General features: G+C 52.3%; 16 protein-coding genes. 7 read left to right on the plus strand and 9 right to left on the minus strand.

Features of this window, described 5'->3' with window-relative positions:
* The first annotated feature begins 282 nt into the window (after positions 1 to 282).
* The 6 genes from J2Z70_RS24195 (at position 283) to J2Z70_RS24220 (ending at position 7,153) form a co-directional block, all read left to right on the plus strand.
* Positions 283 to 810, plus strand: a complete 528-nt coding sequence (locus tag J2Z70_RS24195) for a cupin domain-containing protein (protein WP_209877430.1) — start codon at positions 283 to 285, stop codon at positions 808 to 810.
* Between the two features lie 227 nt (positions 811 to 1,037).
* The gene (locus J2Z70_RS24200; RefSeq protein WP_209877432.1) at positions 1,038 to 1,793 is read left to right on the plus strand and encodes a LytR/AlgR family response regulator transcription factor; all 756 of its coding nucleotides are present in this window, start codon (positions 1,038 to 1,040) and stop codon (positions 1,791 to 1,793) included.
* Positions 1,780 to 3,081 (plus strand): ATP-binding protein, encoded by a 1,302-nt coding sequence (locus J2Z70_RS24205; RefSeq protein ID WP_209877434.1) that lies wholly within the window; start codon positions 1,780 to 1,782, stop codon positions 3,079 to 3,081. The genes J2Z70_RS24200 and J2Z70_RS24205 overlap by 14 nt, the downstream gene beginning before the upstream one ends.
* A gap of 319 nt (positions 3,082 to 3,400) precedes the next feature.
* Positions 3,401 to 5,440, plus strand: coding sequence for a serine hydrolase domain-containing protein (locus J2Z70_RS24210; protein WP_209877436.1), 2,040 nt, complete (start codon positions 3,401 to 3,403; stop codon positions 5,438 to 5,440).
* Between the two features lie 275 nt (positions 5,441 to 5,715).
* On the plus strand, positions 5,716 to 6,309 hold the full coding sequence (locus J2Z70_RS24215) for a DedA family protein (RefSeq protein ID WP_209877438.1): 594 nt from the start codon (positions 5,716 to 5,718) through the stop codon (positions 6,307 to 6,309).
* Between the two features lie 31 nt (positions 6,310 to 6,340).
* Complete coding sequence (locus J2Z70_RS24220; protein ID WP_209877440.1) at positions 6,341 to 7,153, plus strand: undecaprenyl-diphosphate phosphatase; 813 nt, start codon at positions 6,341 to 6,343, stop codon at positions 7,151 to 7,153.
* Positions 7,154 to 7,269: 116 nt separating this feature from the next.
* Here J2Z70_RS24220 and hflC read toward each other — a convergent pair whose 3' ends face one another.
* The 7 genes from hflC to J2Z70_RS24255 all read right to left on the minus strand — a co-directional run bounded on the left by hflC (position 7,270) and on the right by J2Z70_RS24255 (position 13,917).
* Positions 7,270 to 8,136 carry a protease modulator HflC gene (gene hflC, locus J2Z70_RS24225; protein WP_342593052.1) on the minus strand — a complete coding sequence of 289 codons (867 nt, stop codon included), beginning with the start codon at positions 8,134 to 8,136 and terminating at the stop codon, positions 7,270 to 7,272.
* Positions 8,133 to 9,176, minus strand: coding sequence for an FtsH protease activity modulator HflK (gene hflK, locus J2Z70_RS24230; RefSeq protein ID WP_209877615.1), 1,044 nt, complete (start codon positions 9,174 to 9,176; stop codon positions 8,133 to 8,135). The genes hflC and hflK overlap by 4 nt, the downstream gene beginning before the upstream one ends.
* A gap of 306 nt (positions 9,177 to 9,482) precedes the next feature.
* Positions 9,483 to 10,232, minus strand: a complete 750-nt coding sequence (locus tag J2Z70_RS24235) for an amino acid ABC transporter ATP-binding protein (RefSeq protein WP_209877442.1) — start codon at positions 10,230 to 10,232, stop codon at positions 9,483 to 9,485.
* On the minus strand, positions 10,232 to 10,987 hold the full coding sequence (locus tag J2Z70_RS24240; RefSeq protein WP_209877444.1) for an amino acid ABC transporter permease: 756 nt from the start codon (positions 10,985 to 10,987) through the stop codon (positions 10,232 to 10,234). The genes J2Z70_RS24235 and J2Z70_RS24240 overlap by 1 nt, the downstream gene beginning before the upstream one ends.
* A 42-nt stretch (positions 10,988 to 11,029) precedes the next feature.
* Positions 11,030 to 12,361 (minus strand): CapA family protein, encoded by a 1,332-nt coding sequence (locus J2Z70_RS24245; RefSeq protein WP_209877446.1) that lies wholly within the window; start codon positions 12,359 to 12,361, stop codon positions 11,030 to 11,032.
* Between the two features lie 18 nt (positions 12,362 to 12,379).
* The gene (locus J2Z70_RS24250; protein ID WP_209877448.1) at positions 12,380 to 13,228 is read right to left on the minus strand and encodes a transporter substrate-binding domain-containing protein; all 849 of its coding nucleotides are present in this window, start codon (positions 13,226 to 13,228) and stop codon (positions 12,380 to 12,382) included.
* A gap of 233 nt (positions 13,229 to 13,461) precedes the next feature.
* The gene (locus J2Z70_RS24255; RefSeq protein WP_209877450.1) at positions 13,462 to 13,917 is read right to left on the minus strand and encodes a MerR family transcriptional regulator; all 456 of its coding nucleotides are present in this window, start codon (positions 13,915 to 13,917) and stop codon (positions 13,462 to 13,464) included.
* 185 nt (positions 13,918 to 14,102) lie between these two features.
* Between J2Z70_RS24255 and J2Z70_RS24260 the strand changes: the two genes are divergently transcribed.
* Positions 14,103 to 14,954 carry an aldo/keto reductase gene (locus J2Z70_RS24260; protein WP_209877452.1) on the plus strand — a complete coding sequence of 284 codons (852 nt, stop codon included), beginning with the start codon at positions 14,103 to 14,105 and terminating at the stop codon, positions 14,952 to 14,954.
* A gap of 113 nt (positions 14,955 to 15,067) precedes the next feature.
* Here J2Z70_RS24260 and J2Z70_RS24265 read toward each other — a convergent pair whose 3' ends face one another.
* Together J2Z70_RS24265 and J2Z70_RS24270 are read right to left on the minus strand one after the other, a co-directional pair.
* Positions 15,068 to 17,836, minus strand: coding sequence for a polysaccharide lyase family 8 super-sandwich domain-containing protein (locus J2Z70_RS24265; RefSeq protein WP_209877454.1), 2,769 nt, complete (start codon positions 17,834 to 17,836; stop codon positions 15,068 to 15,070).
* A 565-nt stretch (positions 17,837 to 18,401) separates the two neighbouring features.
* Complete coding sequence (locus J2Z70_RS24270; RefSeq protein ID WP_245368489.1) at positions 18,402 to 19,568, minus strand: leucine-rich repeat domain-containing protein; 1,167 nt, start codon at positions 19,566 to 19,568, stop codon at positions 18,402 to 18,404.
* Positions 19,569 to 19,606 lie beyond the last annotated feature (38 nt).

Raw genomic sequence — 19,606 nt, forward strand, 5'->3', positions numbered from 1 at the left:
CTATTGGTGACGTGGCTTCCGCCTTTCCAAGCAGGGGTTCCACCTGCTAAGTTACTCAACCTAGGCTCGGTCGCTCCACAGAATACACTTATCCTTGTTTTTTCGCTATAAATGCAGGTCTACTAGTGCCGCCAAATGTTCAACTAGCTGTATTTCGTTACAATTAAACTGCCATCAATACCTGGGATTCTCACCTTTTAACGAAATTTATTTTCACGAAATACATTACCAACCTTAGGGTAATTCTATATATACCAAAATTCACGTAGGAGATGATCCGCTATGCCAGAACATAACTCTACAGGCCGGGAGCAGGACGAATCTATAATTAAGCTCAGCTTCGAGCCGGATGGGCTGCTGCCGAACAATCCGCAGCTTCCCGCCGTGCTATATAAAGGGGTTCTCCGGGACCACCCGGAAGACACCGAACTGATCTTCAATAACAACGGCTGGTTGAATAGCTGGGTGAACGGCGTCTTCCCCTATCACCACTATCACAGCAACGCGCATGAGGTGCTGGGTGTGATCTCCGGCAGCGCCAGGCTCCAGCTTGGCGGAGATGCCGGGTACACCGCCGACGTTAAGGCCGGGGACGTTGTGGTGCTGCCTGCCGGAACCGCGCATAAGCGGCTCTCCGCTACGCAGGACTTCCAAATAGCCGGTGCTTATCCCGGCGGAGCGGACTACAACACGCGTCGGGCCACTCCGGAGGATCTCGCTGCGGCGGTGCCCGAGATCCGCGAAGTCCCGCTGCCGGAGCGCGATCCCGTCTATGGCGAGGCCGGGCCGCTGCTGCGGCTGTGGAAGTGACAACAGTCCCTGGAGCATACACTTAAACAGCGGAGCGGGCGGAAAGCCCCCCGTAAAAGCGTAGCGTTCGCCTTGGTCTCCGGATTTTCAGCACACCGCTTGTGCAGTCCAGGGATTAACTTATGCGTTTGGCCCCCTGATCTGCTCATTCCCCTGGACAATACTATATAATGTTGTGTACAAATATCTGCTTAGGCATTGAGCCGGAAGTGAAAGGGGGCCTTTGGATGTATCGGGTAGCGATATGTGAGGATGAAGAACAGCAGCGGGAGCGGGTGAAGAGGATTCTGGTCGGGTTATCCGTCAAGACGGATACCGAATTTGAAATCGAGCTGTTTTCTTCGGGAGAAGACCTAATCTCCCACTATGAACGGGGCGGAGCCCCCTTCCATATCCTGATTCTGGATGTGGAGATGGGCGGCATGAACGGGATTATGGCGGCGCGCCGCTTGAGAAGCCAGAAGCATTTTGACGAACAGATCATATTCCTGACCAGCTATCCAGAATATATGGTGGAGAGCTTCGACGTGATTACCTTCCAGTATCTGATCAAGCCGGTCGCCCCGCAGCTCCTGGAGGAGAAGATCCTTAAGCTGTGTGATTACTTCCAGGCCCAGGATAAGAAATTCATGGTCATCAAGTCCGGGTATGAGGAGGTCGTCTTGCGGCATGATGATATTATCGGGATTGAGGCGGCCAAGAGTCTAACGGTCAAGAGCAAACTGCATGTGATTACCACCACAGGAATCTATGAGACTAGAGGAATTATTGCCGAGTACGCTTCAGCCTTACGGGACAGCCATTTCCTGCACATCCACCGTTCGATTATTATCAACCTGCTGCATGTCCACAAGTTCGCGGGCGGCTCCGTGCTGATGTCGGGCGGGCAGGAGTTCCCCATCGGCCGATCCAAAATCAAAGAGGTTAAGGACTTCTACACCAAATTCATGATCATGAAGGGTAGCTCGTATGACTCACTATAATCTGACCCTTATCGTCTGTGTGCTGCTGGTGATGTGTTTTCAGACCCAGTTCTTCTTCGCCTCGGTATTTGACAAAGCTGTCAGGAAGCCCAACCGGATCATATACTTCCTGATCTACGGGGTACTCTGCTTCCTCTACCTGGTCACCCCGCTGTCCCCTCTATTCTCCTCCGGCGTAGCTTTGCTGATGATCTTCAGTATGGCGCAAGCCTATAAGGTGGAGGTGAAGACCCAGGCGATCTTTTCCCTGCTCTACGCTGTGCTGATGACAGTGGTCAGCTTTATCTCGCTGTATATTTTCTCAATGATAGATTCGGTGGACTATACCAGCATGAACTCGGGTGCGGGAATTGACCGGTCGGCCTTCATCAAGGGGCTCATCCTTAGCTGCATTATTATGTTCCCGGTGATTCAGATCATCCGGCTGATCTCCAAGCGGCGAAGCGTCTCCCTGCCCTACCGGTATTATGTGATGTTCCTGCTCGTCCCGCTCATCAGCACCTATCAGATCAATGTCCTCACCGAAGACTCGAAGAAGGATATCTATTATTTCATTGCGATTCTCGGCTTCCTGTTCCTGAATGTGATGATCGTCTATATCTTCGATACCATTACCGACAAGTTCCAGTTCATGCATGAGAACGCCCAGCTCCAGCACCAGATGAACTATCAGGACGCCAACTATGAGAAGACGGTCCACAGCTTCAAGTCGATCAAAAGAATTATCCACGACACCCATCAGCAGTTCCTCTACATTGAAGAGTGTATCCGGCGGGATGATCCGGCGGCGGCTCTCGAACATATCAAGCTTACGCTGAATAAAGTGGAGGATGCCTACCAGCGGGTCAACACCGGCCATCTGGCGGTGGATGCGCTGGTCACGAACACGCTGAATATCGGACAAGCGAACGGCATACGCATTGATACCCGGCTCAAGCTGCTGCCCGGTGAGCTTCACATCGACCGTTATGACCTGTGCGTCGTGCTGGGCAACATGCTGGACAATGCCATTGAAGCTTCCAAAAAAGTACGGCTCGCCGAGGACCGCTACATTCTGATCCAGATGCACTCCAGCGAATCCGCGTTGTTCATCCGCATCCTGAATCATACCGCCCCGGAGACCACCTCTTTGCAGAGCCGGAAGCCCGACCCGGAATACCACGGCATCGGCCTGACCAATATCTCCAGAATCTGCGAGAAGTACGGCGGCAATATGACGATTGAAGCCGGGCATCGGGAATTCAACAATATGGTGGTCCTCCCCTTTTCACGCGAAGCTTCTATATAAAATGCACTAAACATTAAGTTTCGCCGTCACTGCGGTGAACATTTGGACTTCCGGCCGCTGTTGTATTTTGATTTCCTGATCGGACCGCTCTTAGCGGTAGAAATCCAAATACAAAGGCGGTCGCTACCGCTCCTTCAGTTCCAAATTTCCCCTCCGCTTCTTTCACTTTTTGTTACCGTTTTTTGTGCCTTTTAATCTAAATTTCTACGTTAAGGGATTGTTATTAACGTTTCAGGGTTATTCGGGCCACGCTCCTCTCTTCTGCCTGTATGATAACTTCAGGAAGATTACCTAAGAGACACAAGAGGAGGAGTTCAAGATGAACAAGTTAACTTCAGTCGTACTGGCGGCCATGCTGGTGATCCCCGCAGCCCAGGCGTCTGCGCAGGAAAAGGAGAGCCCAGTGCAGGAAACGGCCCGCCTGCTGGGCTCGAAGATCGTATCCGACTACGGGGTAAGCGGCATGCAGTATGCTATCAGGGATCAAGGTAAAATTACGTTGTCCGGCGGCTTCGGCGTATCCGATAAGGCAGTAGGCACTCCCGTCACGAAGGATACGATGTTCGGCATCGGCTCCATCAGCAAAATGCATGTCTCCGCAGCAACCATGATGCTGGCTGAGGATAAGATCATCGACATCGATCAGCCGCTGACTACGTATCTGCCGCAGTTCAAGATGGCCGATGAGCGCTACAAGAAGATTACGCCGCGCATGTTAATGAACCATTCCTCCGGCCTGTACGGCAGCCACTACGGGAACAGCATTCTGATGGACGATGCGGATACACAGAATCACGATGAACTGCTGACCAGGCTTCAGTCCGAGCGGCTGAAATCCGATCCGGGAGCCTATTCCGTATACTGCAATGACGGTTTTCAGCTGCTGGAGCTGATGATCGAGCAGGTGACCGGCAGCAGCTATACAGAGTTCCTGGATAAGCACATGAGCAGCCCGCTGAAGCTAAGCTCCACCAAAACGCCGCTCGACACCTTTGACCGGCAGCAGCTTGCCAAGACCTACTTCCCTGGCCTTAAGCAGGCAACGCCCAGCGAGAACGCCAATATCCTCGGAGCAGGCGGCCTCTATTCCACAGCCGAAGATCTGACCACATTCGCCGAGATGCTGAACGGCAAGCACCCGGAAATTCTGTCGGAGGCCTCCGCCGAAGCGATGCGTAAGCCGGAATATAAGAATGGACTCTGGGTACCCGAGGAGACCAACTCTTTCAATTTCGGTCTGGGCTGGGATGCCGTAGATCTGGCACCGTTCGGTGATTACGGAATCAAGGCCTTGTCCAAAGGCGGAGATACCATCATGTATCACGCTGACCTGATTACCCTGCCGGAATCCGATATATCCATCGCGGTGCTCTCGTCAGGCGGAAGCTCAATCTATAACACCATTTTCGCCTCGAATGTGCTGCTGACGTACCTGAAGGACACCGGGAAGATTAATAAGATTCTGCCGGACGCCACCTTCACTCCTCCAGTCAAAGCAGCGATGCCTGCCGAGCTGGAAGCCTATTCGGGATTATACGGGACTGTCGGCTCAACCACTGCCATAGCCATTAAGGACGGAGCGCTCAACCTGCCTGAGCTGGAGGGCGGACTCATTCCAGCGCAGAAGTATATTTATACCGGCAAGGGACAGTTCACAAGCCCGGACGGCAGTGCAGCCGTGAGCTTCGATCAGCAGAAGAACGGCAAGACTTATCTGAAGCTGAACACCCACTTGACTATCCCCGGTGTCGGTCAAATGCTGATGGTCACTTACGAGTACCAGAAGCTGGACGCAAATCCGCTGAATGCTTCTACGAAGCAGGCCTGGGCGCAGAGGGACGGGAAGCATTACTACGCTGTAGATGAGAAAATCAATTCCTTCTTCTACCTCTCCCCTTCCATCTTGACGAAGACTATTGAGGTTGAACAAGGCTACGCCACCGGGACGCGGATTGTGGACGAGAACACCGCCGTCAATGCGGCTGAAATCCCGGTCATGAACGGCAGAGACGCCTTCGATCTGACCTTCTCCAAGCAGAACGGTGCAGAATATCTAACCATCGACGGCAATGCGTATATCAGCGGCGATGCGGTGAAGCCGATCTACGGAGGCCCGGCCTCAACCAGCACCGTTCCTGCGGGCGGCCAGAGCGTATGGTTCAAGATTGACAAGAAAGCTGCCGGCAAAACCATGACCGTGACAGCTCCTCCAAGCGGCGGATTCGTTGTATATGATGCCGACGGGATGATCGTAAGCCACTCCAGAGTGAGCAAAGATCCTTCAGTCCGGTTGCCGCAGGGCGGAATGGCCGTCTTCGGCGGGCAGGCGGGCGATGTGTTTAAGATTGAGCTGAAATAACGCTTTCATATTTTCATCCAAAATTTCTCCCTTCTCCCAAACTTGCTTAATGGTATATAGGTGTGTTTTAATGTTATCAAATTGAATAATACTCTTATCCAGAGTTCGGTGGAGGGCTTCGCCCGATGATACCGCTGTGACCGGCATGCTATAAGCAGAACGGGCACAGCACTAGAGGCATCCCGGATGCCTTGCAAAGATGAGAGGGTGCTGACAGTTGATGAGACTGCCCCCTTTAATTAGGGGGCTTTTTGTTTGAGAAGGGAGAGAAATGCATGACAGAATGGATCACGGAATTTATACTCTTTTTCAAAGATTTGTCGTATGCAGGCATCGTTATCGCCTTGTCGTTTGAATTCGTACCTGCCGAAATCGTGCTGCCGCTTGCCGGCTATTGGGTGTATCTGGGGGACATGAAGCTCATTCTTACGATTCTGGCCGGGACTGTTGGAGGCACCTTCGGTCCGCTGACATTGTACGCGCTGGGCCGGTTCGGGGGCAGACCTGCGATTGCTAAGTACGGGAAGTATTTTTTCATCCGTCCGCATCATCTGGAGGCCTCCGACCGTTTCTTTGATAAATACGGCAGCGGTGTAGCCTTCTACGGGCGCTTCATCCCCGGTGTGAGAACGCTGATCTCCATCCCTTGCGGGATTGCCAAGATGAATGTGTTCAAATTCAGTCTGTACACTTGCCTTGCCATGCTTCCGATCACTTCGATCTATGTCTATCTGGGCTATAAGCTGGGCTCGCAATGGGAGCATGTGGACGAAATCGTCAAGCCTTACATTCTTCCGGCGGCAACCCTGTTCCTGCTCGGCTTCGGGCTGTACGTCTTTTCCAAGCGGCTAAGAAGAAGACAGGCTTAACGAAATTGCAGTTTATATTCAGGAGGAACTCATGGAGAATTGGTTCGATTGGCTAAAATACTTATTGTTAGGGCTCGTACAGGGAGTGACGGAGCCGATCCCCGTCTCTTCCAGCGGGCATTTGATCATCGTACAACGTCTGCTCGGCATGGAGCAGAACGGGCTATCTTTTGAAATCTTAACGAATACGGCATCCTTGATTGCCATCTGCTTCATCTTCCGCAAAGACATCCTGGATCTGATTACAGGCTTCTTCCGTTACCTGCAGACGCGCGAACCCAAATACCGGTCAGAGTTCATGTTCTGCATCTACATTATAATCGGTACGATTCCCGCGGCCGTGGCCGCCGTATTCTTCAAGGATACGATCGAACGCGTCTTCACCTCTGTACATACCGTATCCATCAGCTTACTCATTACCGGGGTAGCCCTCTGGCTGATCCGCAACCTGCGCGGCCAGAAAAGAGACGGCAACCTCACCGTGAGAGACGCCATCATCGTCGGGTTGGCTCAGGCGGTAGCGCTGATTCCCGGCATCAGCCGTTCCGGTTCTACTGTGATTGCCTCCATTGCCGTCGGCATGAAGCAGGAGACCGCCTTGAAGTTCTCGTTCATGCTCTACATCCCGATCAGCATCGGGGGGCTAATCATGGGCGCATCCGATATCGTGCATGACCCTAACCGCGCCGCGCTGGCGATGCCTTACCTGATCGCCTTCCTCACCACGCTGGTCGCCACCTACTATGCCATGCGCTGGTTCATCGGCATTATGGCTAAGGGGAATCTGATTTACTTCTCGTACTACTGCTTCGTAGTGGGCACACTGCTGCTGATCTTCCTGTAAAAGGGAGCTGCCCTGGCAGAAATCCACTTATTGCCCGAATGGCGATACGCTCAATTAAAAGAGCAGCACTTCTTCCATCTTAGGAAGAGTGCTGCTCTTTTTATGGTCACACTATTCTATTGTCCCATCAGTATCTTGGCATAAGGCGAATCGATCGGGATCATGATGACCGGCTCATTCTTCAGCGTGGTCACATAACTCTGTAATGTGCGGTAGAAGCTATAGAACTCGGGCGACTTGCCATAGGCCAGATTGTAGATTTTGGCAGCCTCCCCTTCGCCTTCAGCAATAATCTTCTTGGAGTCGGCTTCAGCCTGGGCCATCAGCTCGCGGGAAGCGCGGTCTGCCTTGGAGGTGATCTTCTTGGATTCCTCATCCCCTTCGGACAGGTAACGCGCAGCAATGGACTGGCGGTCCGAGATCATCCGGTTGTATACACTTTGTTTATTCCCTTCCGGTAGATCGGTGCGCTTGATCCGTACGTCAATAATTTCAATGCCGTAATTGTCACGGGTTAAGGCAGATACTACGTCTTTAGTGATCTCATCGTTAATATTGCCCCGTCCCGTGTCCTCACTGATAATATTCTCATAATTGATCTCCGACAGCTTGCGGCGTACCGAGTTGTATACCGCTTCATCAATACGCTGCACTCCCCCGCTAACCGTCTGAACGGTTCTTAAGAACTGCGAGGCATTGGTGATTCTCCAGACGGTATAATTATCAACTACAATCGGCTTCTGATCCTTGGTCAGAATATTGGTCGGCGTGCTTTCATAGGTCATCTGGTATTTGGGAAGCTCCGAGACATTCTCGATAAAAGGAAGCTTGAACTTTAGACCCGGCTCCTCAACGGTACGCATCGCTTCACCGAAACGGAGAACAACCTTATATTCCCCTTCCTTCACGATGTACATAGAGCCAGCCAGCAGAATAATCAGAACGACAGAGGATATTAATAGGATGATCGGGTTTCTTTTCACTGGGCATCTCCTCCTTGCGGTGCGGCTGAAGGTGCCGGATTCACAGCGGCAGGAGCAGAGGTGCTATCCTTGGTGCTGCGCATCAGCTCATTCAACGGCAGATAGTTCACAGTATCACTATTCGAGTTGGTAATGAAGATCTTGGCATTAGGCAGAATCGTCTCCAGGGTCTCCAGAACCAGCCGGCTCTCGGTGACACTCTGATTATTGGCATATTCGGCAAAAATCGCATTGAACCGCGCCACATCCCCCTGCGCATTCAGGATACGCGACTTCTTCTCACCTTCGGCCCGCTCTAAGAGCGCCTGAGCTTCACCGCGCGCCTTAGGAATGATATCGTTCTCATACTTCTTGGCGTTATTGATCTTCGTGTTCTTCTCTTCGCGGGCGTTCGTGACCTCGCGGAAAGCTTCCTCTACCTGGCCGCTCGGCGGCTCAATATCCTGGAATTTAATATCTATGATCTGAATGCCGGTGTTGTATTTCTTGTGCAGGTCAACCAGCAGCACCCGGACTTTATCCTGAATGACTGTCTTCCCGTCGGTAATCGCAAAATCCAGCTTCTCGGAACCAATCACTGCACGGATCGAGGAACTGGCCGAATTCCGCAGAAATTGCTCCGGTTCATCAATGTTATACAGGTAATCACGGATATTGCTGATCTTCCACTGGACTACAGCATCGGCAGAGACAATATTCTCATCGCCAGTAATCATCATGGCTTCTTCATCCACGGGCACAGCTCCTCCAGCCTCCTGGCGGTAACCGATATGAATCCGCTGAGTCAGCTCGGCAGGCACAGTAATGACATCCTGGATGGGATAAGGCCATTTGAAATGGAGTCCGGCCGAGCTCTCATTCGTATACTTGCCGAAGGTCAGAATTGCTGCACGTTCCTGCTCCTGCACGGTATAGAATGAAGTGGCGCCGATATACAGCAATACAGCCGCAGCGGCTACCCCCACCCCTATCCTTTTGTACATGCCCGGCTTCAACTTCGGCAGCTTGAACCCTGGGATATTATCGCCATTCTGGTTCATGAAATTCAAGATGCATCGCTCCTTTTGGCGTATTTTAGTCTTATTAAAGGTTTATATACGTGAATAAATCAAAAAAGTCGCAACTAATTCAGCTTTGTTCAAGCTTTCTGCATTTTGCTGCGATTCTCGCGGATTCGGCTGGATAGTTATTAATTCATCCTGATAAGTGAGTCACGCTGGTGCGTCCTTTATGCGGCACCCGGGTAATCAGAGATGTGGTCGGTTTTTCGACTACATTCCACTCACACAAAAACCCCCGGAAAAGCGCAAACCTGCGCCCTCTCCGGGGGTTCTACTATAGTGCTCTTAAATACTCGATTTATTACGGAAATAATTCTGCAGGAACTCCTTCGCCCGCTCGGACTTTGGATGATTGAACACCTCGTCCGGCGTCCCTTCCTCCACGATTTTCCCTTTGTCCAAGAAAAGCACCTTATTCGCCACTTCATAGACAAAGCTCATCTCATGCGAGACGAGAATCATCGTCTGACCGGTAGCGGCGGTCTTCTTGATCGTCTGCAGCACCTCGCCCACCAGCTCAGGGTCAAGCGCTGAGGTCGGCTCGTCCAGGAGCAGCAGCTTCGGATTCATCGCGAGGGCGCGGGCAATGCCCACCCGCTGCTGCTGGCCGCCGGACAGATGCTTCGGATAGTAATGAGCACGCTCAGCAAGGCCTACCTGCTCCAGCTGCTTCTGTGCAATCTGCGCGGCTTCGCGGTCGTTCATCTTTTTGACAATCTTCAAGCCTTCCTTGACATTATCCAGTGCCGTCCGGTGCTGGAACAGATTGAATTGCTGGAACACCATCGCCGTCTGCTTCCGTAGCTCCAGCCGCTGCTTGTTCGTGATCGTGCTGAAATCGACCTTGAAGCCTTCGAGATCCAGTATCCCCCGGTCCGCCTGCTCCAGGCAGTTAAGCGCACGCAGGAAGGTGGACTTGCCCGCACCGGACGAACCGATAATGGCCACAACATCTCCCTTGTTAATCTCAACGGAGAGATCGTCCAGAATCAGATTGCCGTGAAAAGACTTGGATAAATGGCTTACCTTAATCATCAGATCTCTCTCCTTCCCCAAGAGAACCAGCCGCGGTTCATGGCCCCGGCAGCGGAGTCCGGAATGGAGAATCTTTTCTCCAGGAATCTCAGAATCTGCTCAATCAGAATCGTCATGACCCAATAGATGATCGCCAATGCGAGATACACCTCGAAGAACCGGAAGTTGCTGCCGGAGATGATTTTCCCCTTGGCGGTCATTTCGATTACACCCGCTACGAAGGCCAGGGAGGTTCCCTTGAGCAATCCGATCAATGCATTGCCCAGCGGCGGAATCGCCACCACCAGCGCCTGCGGAACGATGACTCTTCTCAGCACCTGAAGATACGTCATCCCCAGGGATTCAGCAGCCTCGATCTGGCCCTTATTCACCGACTGCAGCGCAGCGCGGATCGTCTCCGAGTTGTACGCCGCTTCATTGAACGCGAAGGTGACCAGCACGAAGATCATCGCCGGAATGGCATTGATATTATAATCCGTCCCATACTGCTGATTAATGAATTTGAGTAACAACGGAATTCCGTTATAAGTCAAGTATAGCTGCACAATGATCGGCGTTCCACGGATGAACGAGATGAAGAGTGTAACTAGCTGGCTTAGCACGGGAATTCTGCGCATACGGATAATGGCGAACAACAGCGCAAACACAAGGCCGACGATCATCGAGATGACCGTAATCTGCAGACTCACAGGAAGGACCTCTAACAGACGAGGTATCGCTGCGAACACCGCGTGAATATCAAAAATCTCTCCCATGCCGTCTTACTTCCTTCCACGTTCAATTTACAGGGCGACGCTCTAACACGGTCTGACCGTCAACCGTCTGCCCTCATAGATAATTTCAGTATGATACCGTTCGTTGCTTACCTTGTTAAGCCGCTCCACCAGGGAAGCCGCCGCTTCGTCCGAAGCCAGTACCGGAAGCCCGCGTTTCGTCACTGTCTCATGGGTAAGTCTGAGATCAATCGGAATCAGCTCATAGCTGAACCGCTGCTCCTCCACACTCAGATCGAACATGACCAGGAAGTTCTCCGAGAACTTGCGGTCGCTGTAGAAGCCCTGCCAATTCCCTTCGCTGTCCTTGGTTCTATTCTTGTGCAGGGTAGATGGAGCTTCGTTCTCGGCATACCCGTAGGCGGTGAACATCTCCGGGGATACAATCGACTCTCCCGCTTCGAACTCCATGAACAGACTGCCTATGTTATAAAAAATAGGTTGGCCCTTGTACAGCTCCACCCCTCTGGTGAAGTGGGCACCATGTCCGAAGACACAGCTCGCCCCGGCATCCACCGCACCCCGCGCGAAGGTCTCAATGAACTCCGCCGGATAATCGGAGTACCAGTTCTCGTTCTCCCCTTCATGCGTATGCAGGCTGACAAACACATAATCACTGCGCTCCACCGCATCCCGGATGCTGCGGTAGATTTCCTGCTGATCCTGCTCATGCGCTGCCGTCTTGACGCGGGACTGCTCCCCCTTTTCGAAGGTTAAATAGCCTTCAAAAAAAGAGCCGAATTCATAGTAATTCTCCGATTTGCTCTTGAAGGTCTCAATCCGCTTGCCTTCCTCCATACTGGAGGCGATGCCGATGCGCTCACTGATCTCCTTCAAGGTGCTGAAATCCTGATCGTTCACAACATACGTACGCGACCAGCGCAGCGGGTTAACCCCCGGGCGGGCCGGAACGCCGTTCCCCGGATTCGAGGCAGCGAACACTTCGCTTCTCGTCACATCAATGGTGATGACCGCAATCCGTCCGTCTGGCGTATCCACGAACACCGGCTTACGCGCATCGTGCAGGCTCATGCCCACGCCAAGCGGAGTTAGACCGCGAGCTTCCGCCTCTTCGATCGTATCCACAAGCCCCTGGGTCCCATAGTCCCCCGTATGATTATTCGCAAAGCTCACATAACGGATATTAAGCTTCCCGAATTCGTCCAGCGCCTTAGGACGCACACTGGTCTGGTAGCCGCGTCCTGCCGCCGGAGCGGTATTGAGGCGCGGGGTCACGAACTCTGCATTGGTAAAAGCTTCATCGGCCCCTTGCAGCAAAGCCAGCAGCTCAGGGTCCATCGTCTTATATAAATTACTGCTGGAGAATAATGCATCTCCCGAGACTAGAAATTTCATGCGATCACCTTCCTCCGGTTACTCCATCAGCTCTTTTTTAGGCAAATAGTCGCCGCCAAGCTGCTCTTGGCTAATCTTCAGCAGGGTGCCGTCAGCATAAATTTCCTTGATTCTCTTGTTGACGGTATCTAGCAAGGAGCTGTCCGCAGACTTGGAGAGCAGGATATAAGATCCTGGATCACTATTCTCTGTAGAGAACGCAACGACCTTCAGGTTGGTGAAGCCATGCTCCTTGATGGCCTTCTCGGCAGATACACGGGAAATGATACGCACATCGTACTTGCCGGCTTCAATACCTTCGAACTGCTTCACGAAATTCTCGTCGGTGTACATAATCTCAGCTTTGGCATCCGGGTTCGCTTCATTGTAATTCTCCAGCAGGGTGGCACCGGAGTTGCCTACTTCGGTTACGGCTTTATAGCCCTTCAGGTCTTCTACCGCCTTAAGGGTGTTGTCATCCTTACGGACCACGAACACATTGGCATTCTCGATAATCGGCAGTGAGAAATTGTATTTGCTGCGTCTCTCGGGGTTGGAGCTGAAATTGTTCGCCCCCAGCTGGAAACGTCCATTGTCCAGACCGGTCAGAATCCCTTCGAATTCAATCGCCTGAACCTCTAGCTTATATTCCGGAAGGTCTTTGAAGATCGCCTTCATTACTTCCACATCGTAACCTGTCAACTGCCCGTCCTTCTCGTAGCTAAAAGGGTTACTGACCCCGCTCGTAGCAGCAATAATAGTCTTCGTACCTGCTCCAGCACCGTTTGTCTCAGCTGAGCCTGCGTTATTCTTATTTCCATTACCGCAACCTGCAATGACCAACCCGAGCAACATAATCAGAACGCCTGGCACAAATTTCTTCTTCATTATAACTTCCCCCTCATCTAGTAAAAGCTCTCTCTCGTTGTCCTATGATGTCCAACTTATCATAGTCATTTAGTCTGGAATTATTATGTCATGGGGTATACAGTGTGTCAAGGTAAACGGGCAAAGCACTTGACGAATGCTGGCGAAAAAAGTCGATTAAAAGCTGAAGTGTGCTTGGTTGAGCTACCTAATATATGTATCCCCCCAGCTGCTGAGGAGTATTCCCCTGACTGCTAAGAAGACCGCACCACTCTCTTCCGGCGCGCCGGAACCTTGACGCCCTCCTTCTGAAGCTTGCTCCAGTTGCCGGGATTGGTCAGGTCCGGGATGCGCTGCTCCAGAATAGCCTGATATTGAAGGGCCTTCTCTTCCAGATGGGCAACGCGCTGCTTGGCTTCTTCCAGCTGAAGGAGTGCAGCTTCCCTGTATTCCATCATCATGGCAAAACGCTGCGCAATGGTCGAATCCCCTTCGAGACAGAGATCGACATAGGTTTTGATGCTTTCAATGGGGAGGCCGGTCTGCTTGAGGCACCTAATCCCGTACAGCCAGTTGATCGATTCGTCGTCGAACAGCCGGATGTTGTTTTTGTTCCGCTGAATACTTGGCACTAGACCTTTATCCGTATAAAAGCGTACAGCATGCTCAGTAAGTCCAGTTATAGCAGCAGCTTCTTTGACAGTATACATGATATTCCTCCCTGAAAAAAATAATAAGCCCTGCTTGACTTCGTGTTACACGAAGGCGATAGGCTTATTGTATAGCAAATCGGGAGCCAGCGGAATCCCCGCTGAGGTGCTGCTGTCCGGGTTTACTTTCCCGGAACATCTAGCCGTTTGCCATTACACTAAATATACCTTAGGAGGACAAAATCATGCAGACTGTAACGTTAAATAACGGAGTAAAAATGCCGATCCTCGGCTTTGGTGTCTATCAGGTTCCGGATAGCGAAGAATGTGAGAACGTTGTGTACGAAGCACTGATGGCAGGCTACCGCCTAATCGATACGGCTGCCGGTTATCTGAATGAAGAGGCGGTGGGCCGCGCCATCAAGCGCAGTGGTGTACCCCGCGAAGAGCTGTTCATCACCACCAAGCTGTGGATTCAGGATGCCGGATACGAGAGTGCCAAGCTTGCCTTCGCCAAGTCTCTGAAGAAGCTGGGGCTGGACTACCTGGATCTGTACCTCATTCATCAGCCGTTCGGAGACTATTACGGAGCCTGGCGGGCGATGGAAGAGCTGTACGATGAAGGCAAAATCAGAGCGATCGGGGTCAGCAACTTCCTCCCGGACCGCCTGATGGACCTCATCGTCCATAACAAGGTCGTTCCTGCTGTCAATCAGGTGGAGACACATCCGTTCCTTCAGCAGACGGATAACGCTGCTTTTATGAAGGAACAAGGTGTACAGATTGAATCATGGGGACCGTTTGCCGAAGGGCGCAACAACCTGTTCAGCAATGAAGTGTTAACCGGGATTGCCGCTAAGCATAACAAATCCGTCGCCCAGGTTGTGCTACGCTGGCTGATCCAGCGTGATATCGTGGCGATTCCGAAGTCCGTGCGCAAAGAGCGGATTGTGGAGAACTTTGATATTTTTGATTTTGCGCTGAGTGCAGACGATTTAGCTCAGATTGCCCTACTTGATACGGGCGAGAGCCTGTTCTTCTCCCACCGGGACCCGGAAATCGCCAAACGGCTGGGGAATTGGCGGGTTGAGCTGTAAGCCGGAGGCGAACTTGCAACTGAAGCTATCTTCAGCTCCCTGTAAGAAGCTCCGACCTACCGCATACCGCAGCAGCAGAAGGCCCATGCATCATTGCATAGGCCTTTTTTCTGTTAAGGATTCCGCACCCACCTCACCGCATCGGCAGCGACATATCCGGTCGTTCCATTATTACGGATGGTCACACTCCCGGAGGTGCCTGCCGTGAAGGAATAGGTGCCAATCAGATTCCAGGCTCCGCCATTCGTGGTCTGATCTATATTCAGCGTTGCCGCCCCTCCGGAATGAATGACTTCAACGGGAATTGCCGTGGCGCGGTTAACATGCTGCGGCCACATCATATAGACGCTGTAGGTGGCGGTGGCGGGCAGGTCTGGCGTAAAGGTAACGCTCTTGCTGCCTTTGCCGCTGTTGTCATCATGAAGATAGTTAATCCCGTACCGGTCCGTCTGGACCGCAGCAGTCTTCCAGCTTCCCGTCTTCAGCACCCCGGTGGTGTCGTTATTATCCACAATAACCTCTTCTCCAGGGAGAGTAGGAGGTGTACCGCTGCCCAGGTCGAAGGAGGCCTTGAAGGTCTTGCCTTTGGCTGAGCTGACATTTACCGATAACCGGATCGTCGGACTTAATTGAGTGACTGTAATCCCCGAGTCGGCTGTATACCCGCTTGCTGAACGGTCCAGCTCCACTTTAATCACGCCGGTGCCCGCTTGCGTCGGATCACTGACAGACAGCTCCAATGTATCTCCAGCTTCCCGGGTCATCACCGCCGCTTTCTTGTTGACGGTGATCAGATCTGCGGAGCTTGTCACATCCTCCCAAAAGTTCGCCCCGACGATACCGAGCTGCGTTTCTTTTACCGCTTGTACACCGGATGAATTCGCAAGCACTTCAATGTCGGGTGCAGCAGCATAAGCGGCCACTTGAGCGGCAGTCTTGCCCGGCAGCAGGACATATTGATAGTCGCCCCCGCTCGTATCGACACCATGATCCAGCCACATGGTCATATAATTGCGGGTTACCGGCGTAGAAGGTGTGACCGGACGGGGATTGATCTGCTTCCAGTTACCTGTTCTGGCTTCTCTCTTCATGGCAAGTGAGACGGTCTGCGGAAAATAATATCCGGTATCCGCACCGGCGGTGCTGCCGGACAGATGAGCCCATTCTACCTGGTCCATGGTATCTGACCAAGCCAGCGTGGATGGCTTCACTTCACCATTTACAGTAAGCGTATTGCTGCCCGCCGTGTTCAGCTTCCGGTTCTCCACAATGGTCTCGACGGCAATATGATCCGTGCTGGTAATTCCTGCGCCGAGAGCTACAACTTCGTCATCGAACATGAACCATGATTTCCTGGCGCCAAGCGTATGATCTCCATACTGCAGGTCCATGCCTGAGCTTCCGTACAGATTCTGGAGGTCAGTGCCGCCGGTCCAGTTCTTAGCACTGGTGTGGCTGCTTGAAGGGGTCTGGGACAGCACCGTTGTTCCCGGCAGCCTGAAATTATCTACGGTCGGCCAGTAGTCATCGCTGTATTGACCAAGATCACTGTTGTATAAGCTGGTCATTCCAGCGGAGGTATACCAGGCTTTGGCGTTCTCGCTGTTAATCGCTTCATAGCTGGCGATCCGGCTGGAATACATCGCCAGTCCGAAGCTGTAGCCCGGCCTGTGCTGGACCGCCCGGTCCATCGCCGCGAACTGCTTGTAGCCGGTAAGCTCTGCCGCAGGTTCGATGGCCGGGTCGCTGCTAATGCTTTTGGCCAGAGCAATGGCTGGAACGGGTGCATCTTCGTTGAAGGACTTGAAGGTATCCGACAGGATCCAGCCCTTCAGCATCCGCTTGAAATCATCTGCTTGCGCAGGCGGCGCAATCCGGGATAAGCTCAAAATCCCCTGCATCACCCGATGACCCGCATCGTGATCCTGGCTATAATGCCTGGAGATCTCTCTGCCTCGTACCATGTCCATGATAGCGCCCTTGTACATCACCGGCTGATAAGCGTTGTACACCCATTCCCATACATTAGACTGCTTGGAGTCGGTCACCTGCCAGGAGGAGCCATGAAGCATCCCCATCAGATCACTGACGGCCAGCAGCAGGTCAATACCGTAACCTCCGGTGTAGGGGATATTGTTATGCTGAATAAATGAGCCATCCCGGTAGAAGCCGTCTCCGCTGAGCGTATAGTTGAAAACGGAGGACAGCCCGTCGCGGGCGGCGGCGAGCTTGGTCCCGTCTTTGACCAGCATGCCCCGCTCACCGACTACCATCGCCTTCCAGGTGCGGTTAGCTCCTGTCAGGGTAACGGCGGGCGAGAAGCGTTCCACGGCTGTCATATAATTCGTGACTTGTGCCGGGCTAAGAGAGTCGTACATCAGCACCGTTATGTCGTTAAGCTGCAAAGGAATACCGATTTGCCAATCCCACCAGTTGCTTGTTCCGCTGGCTACCGGCGTTACCCCCTCATGGTATCTGGTGGCGTACATATAATCGAGGGCAGCCACGATATCGCTCCCGAGCAGGCTGTCTCCATAGAGAGAGGTACCGGAAGTAGCGTAGGCAAGCGCCATTGTCTTCAGCCGTTCATAGGTCACCCGGATATGAATCGAGTTCCCGATGCCCGGGTTATCGCTCCACAGATAGGTCCGGCCAGCTGCGGTGTTCATCGTCTGCCAGTAGCCGCTGGCTTCATTCCCCAGCTTGGTAAGGGCTGCGGCAAGATCAGCATCCGCCGTATTCAGAGAGGCCCCTCCGGTCAGCATCACCTTCCGATTCTCCCGCATCCCGTCGAATTCATCCGCAGCACGGGCACGTTTCGCTACTCCTCCCAAGCCGCTGACCAGCAGCAGTAGCACTAACACCATCAAACCGCTTTTCATGAGTAACCCTCTCGTTAACGTTCCTCTCATTAGCAACCTTCTCATCCATAATCCCCCTTGTCGCCGTATTCAACATTTTCACAAAACAGATAGTCTGGCTTTCCATCACACACAAGCTTGCTGTTGCTGCGCTCATGTTGCGGCTTCCCTTCATACAAGCTTGCTTCTCTGCACCAATGTTCCAGCATTCCCCACTCATAAATTCGTTCCTTGTGAAGCGCTTTCATTTAATAGTATAGATAGAGCCCGGTAGTGAAAGAAACTACATGCATTCGAGAAAAGGTATGATATTTCGAGCATTCCGGCAAAGATGCTCCACAATACACGCCCGCCGCCCACTTTTGACGGATTGAGGTATACTTTTGCTCCTCACTCACGCCTGCCGCACACTTTAGGTCTACTCAAAGGGATTATCCCTCTGAATCTCCGAAAAAAGCCGCAAAACCTTGCGGCCTGCGGCGTGCAGCTTGCGACATACCTCCTACAGCTTGGGGTTACGGGTTACTCCTTGCGCTTTGCAGCCCGCGGGTTACAGCCTGCGGCTTACCACCCACAGCTTACCAGCTTAGTACATTTCATAACTAAGCTGGTCGGCCAGCTCACCTTGATGGTCAAATGCTGCATAGATGCAGAGCTGACCAGCCGGTGTATCCCCGGCATCGTAGCCGATACGGAAGGAGTGGTCTTCGGCAAACGTCAAGTCGGCCAGCACCAGCTCATTCACATCTTCATCAGGATGAGCGTCCGCAATTAGCTGTAATACCCGGTCAAGCAGCCCCTCCAGCCCGGCCCACACCTTCTGAATCTGTGAAGTCAAGCCGCTCATTGCGGCCTTGGTGGGAACTTCCGCTGTAACGGCAAGCTCACTCCCCCTGATTTGAAGCTGCGCCTTATAACAGGTAAAGGTAGTGTCATATTGAAAAATCCCTACTCCCTCTACCATATGATCCGGCTGCGTAATGAGGTTATTGGCATAATCCAGTTGTACAAGCTGCGAATGAAGACTCGTATCCAGTACCGTAAGTTTGTTCTCAGAGCAATACAGTTCGGTCAACTGCAGATTGTGACTGAGGTCCAGACTCGTGAGATGATTATTGAAGCATCGCAGACTCGTAAGTGAAGGATTACCACTGGTGTCCAGACGGGTTAAATGATTATGGTTACAGCGGATTTCCGTCAGCTCTGTACAGCTTGCCATATCCAGCTCAATGATATAATTGCTGCCGCAATCGACCCGCTCCAGCGCCGTATTGTCACTAAGCTTCAATTCATGCAGCGAGTTATAACTGCAATTCAGTACCTTGAGCCGGGGATTGCTGCTTAACTCTAAGTTGGACAACATATTCTCATGACACTCCAGCGTCTCCAGCGCATGATTCTGGCTAAGGTCCAGAGTACGGATATGATTCCTGCTACAATCCAGTTCCTTCAACAGCCGATTAGGCTGAGTATTCAGCTCAATCAGCCGGTTGCTCCGGCAGTTCACAGTAAAGAGTTCCGCATTCTGGCTAAGGTCAAGCACGGTTAACTCATTATACGAACAATCCAGCTCCTGAAGCGCCGTAAATTGTTCGATCCCCTGTAGACTTGAGAGCTTGCAGCCCTCAAGCTTCAGTGTAGTCACCGTGTCAAGATCGCTCCTGAAGACGGATTCACGGCCACCGCAGAAGTGATACCTTACGAACTGCAGGAAACGTTCATCTGCGAAATCATCGGTAATTGAAATCTGCATGGTACTCCCCCTCTAAAATCATTGGGATTATTCTACCA

Origin of the sequence: Paenibacillus silagei, assembly GCF_017874735.1 — a bacterium.
Taxonomy (GTDB): Bacteria; Bacillota; Bacilli; order Paenibacillales; family Paenibacillaceae; genus Paenibacillus_AQ; species Paenibacillus_AQ silagei.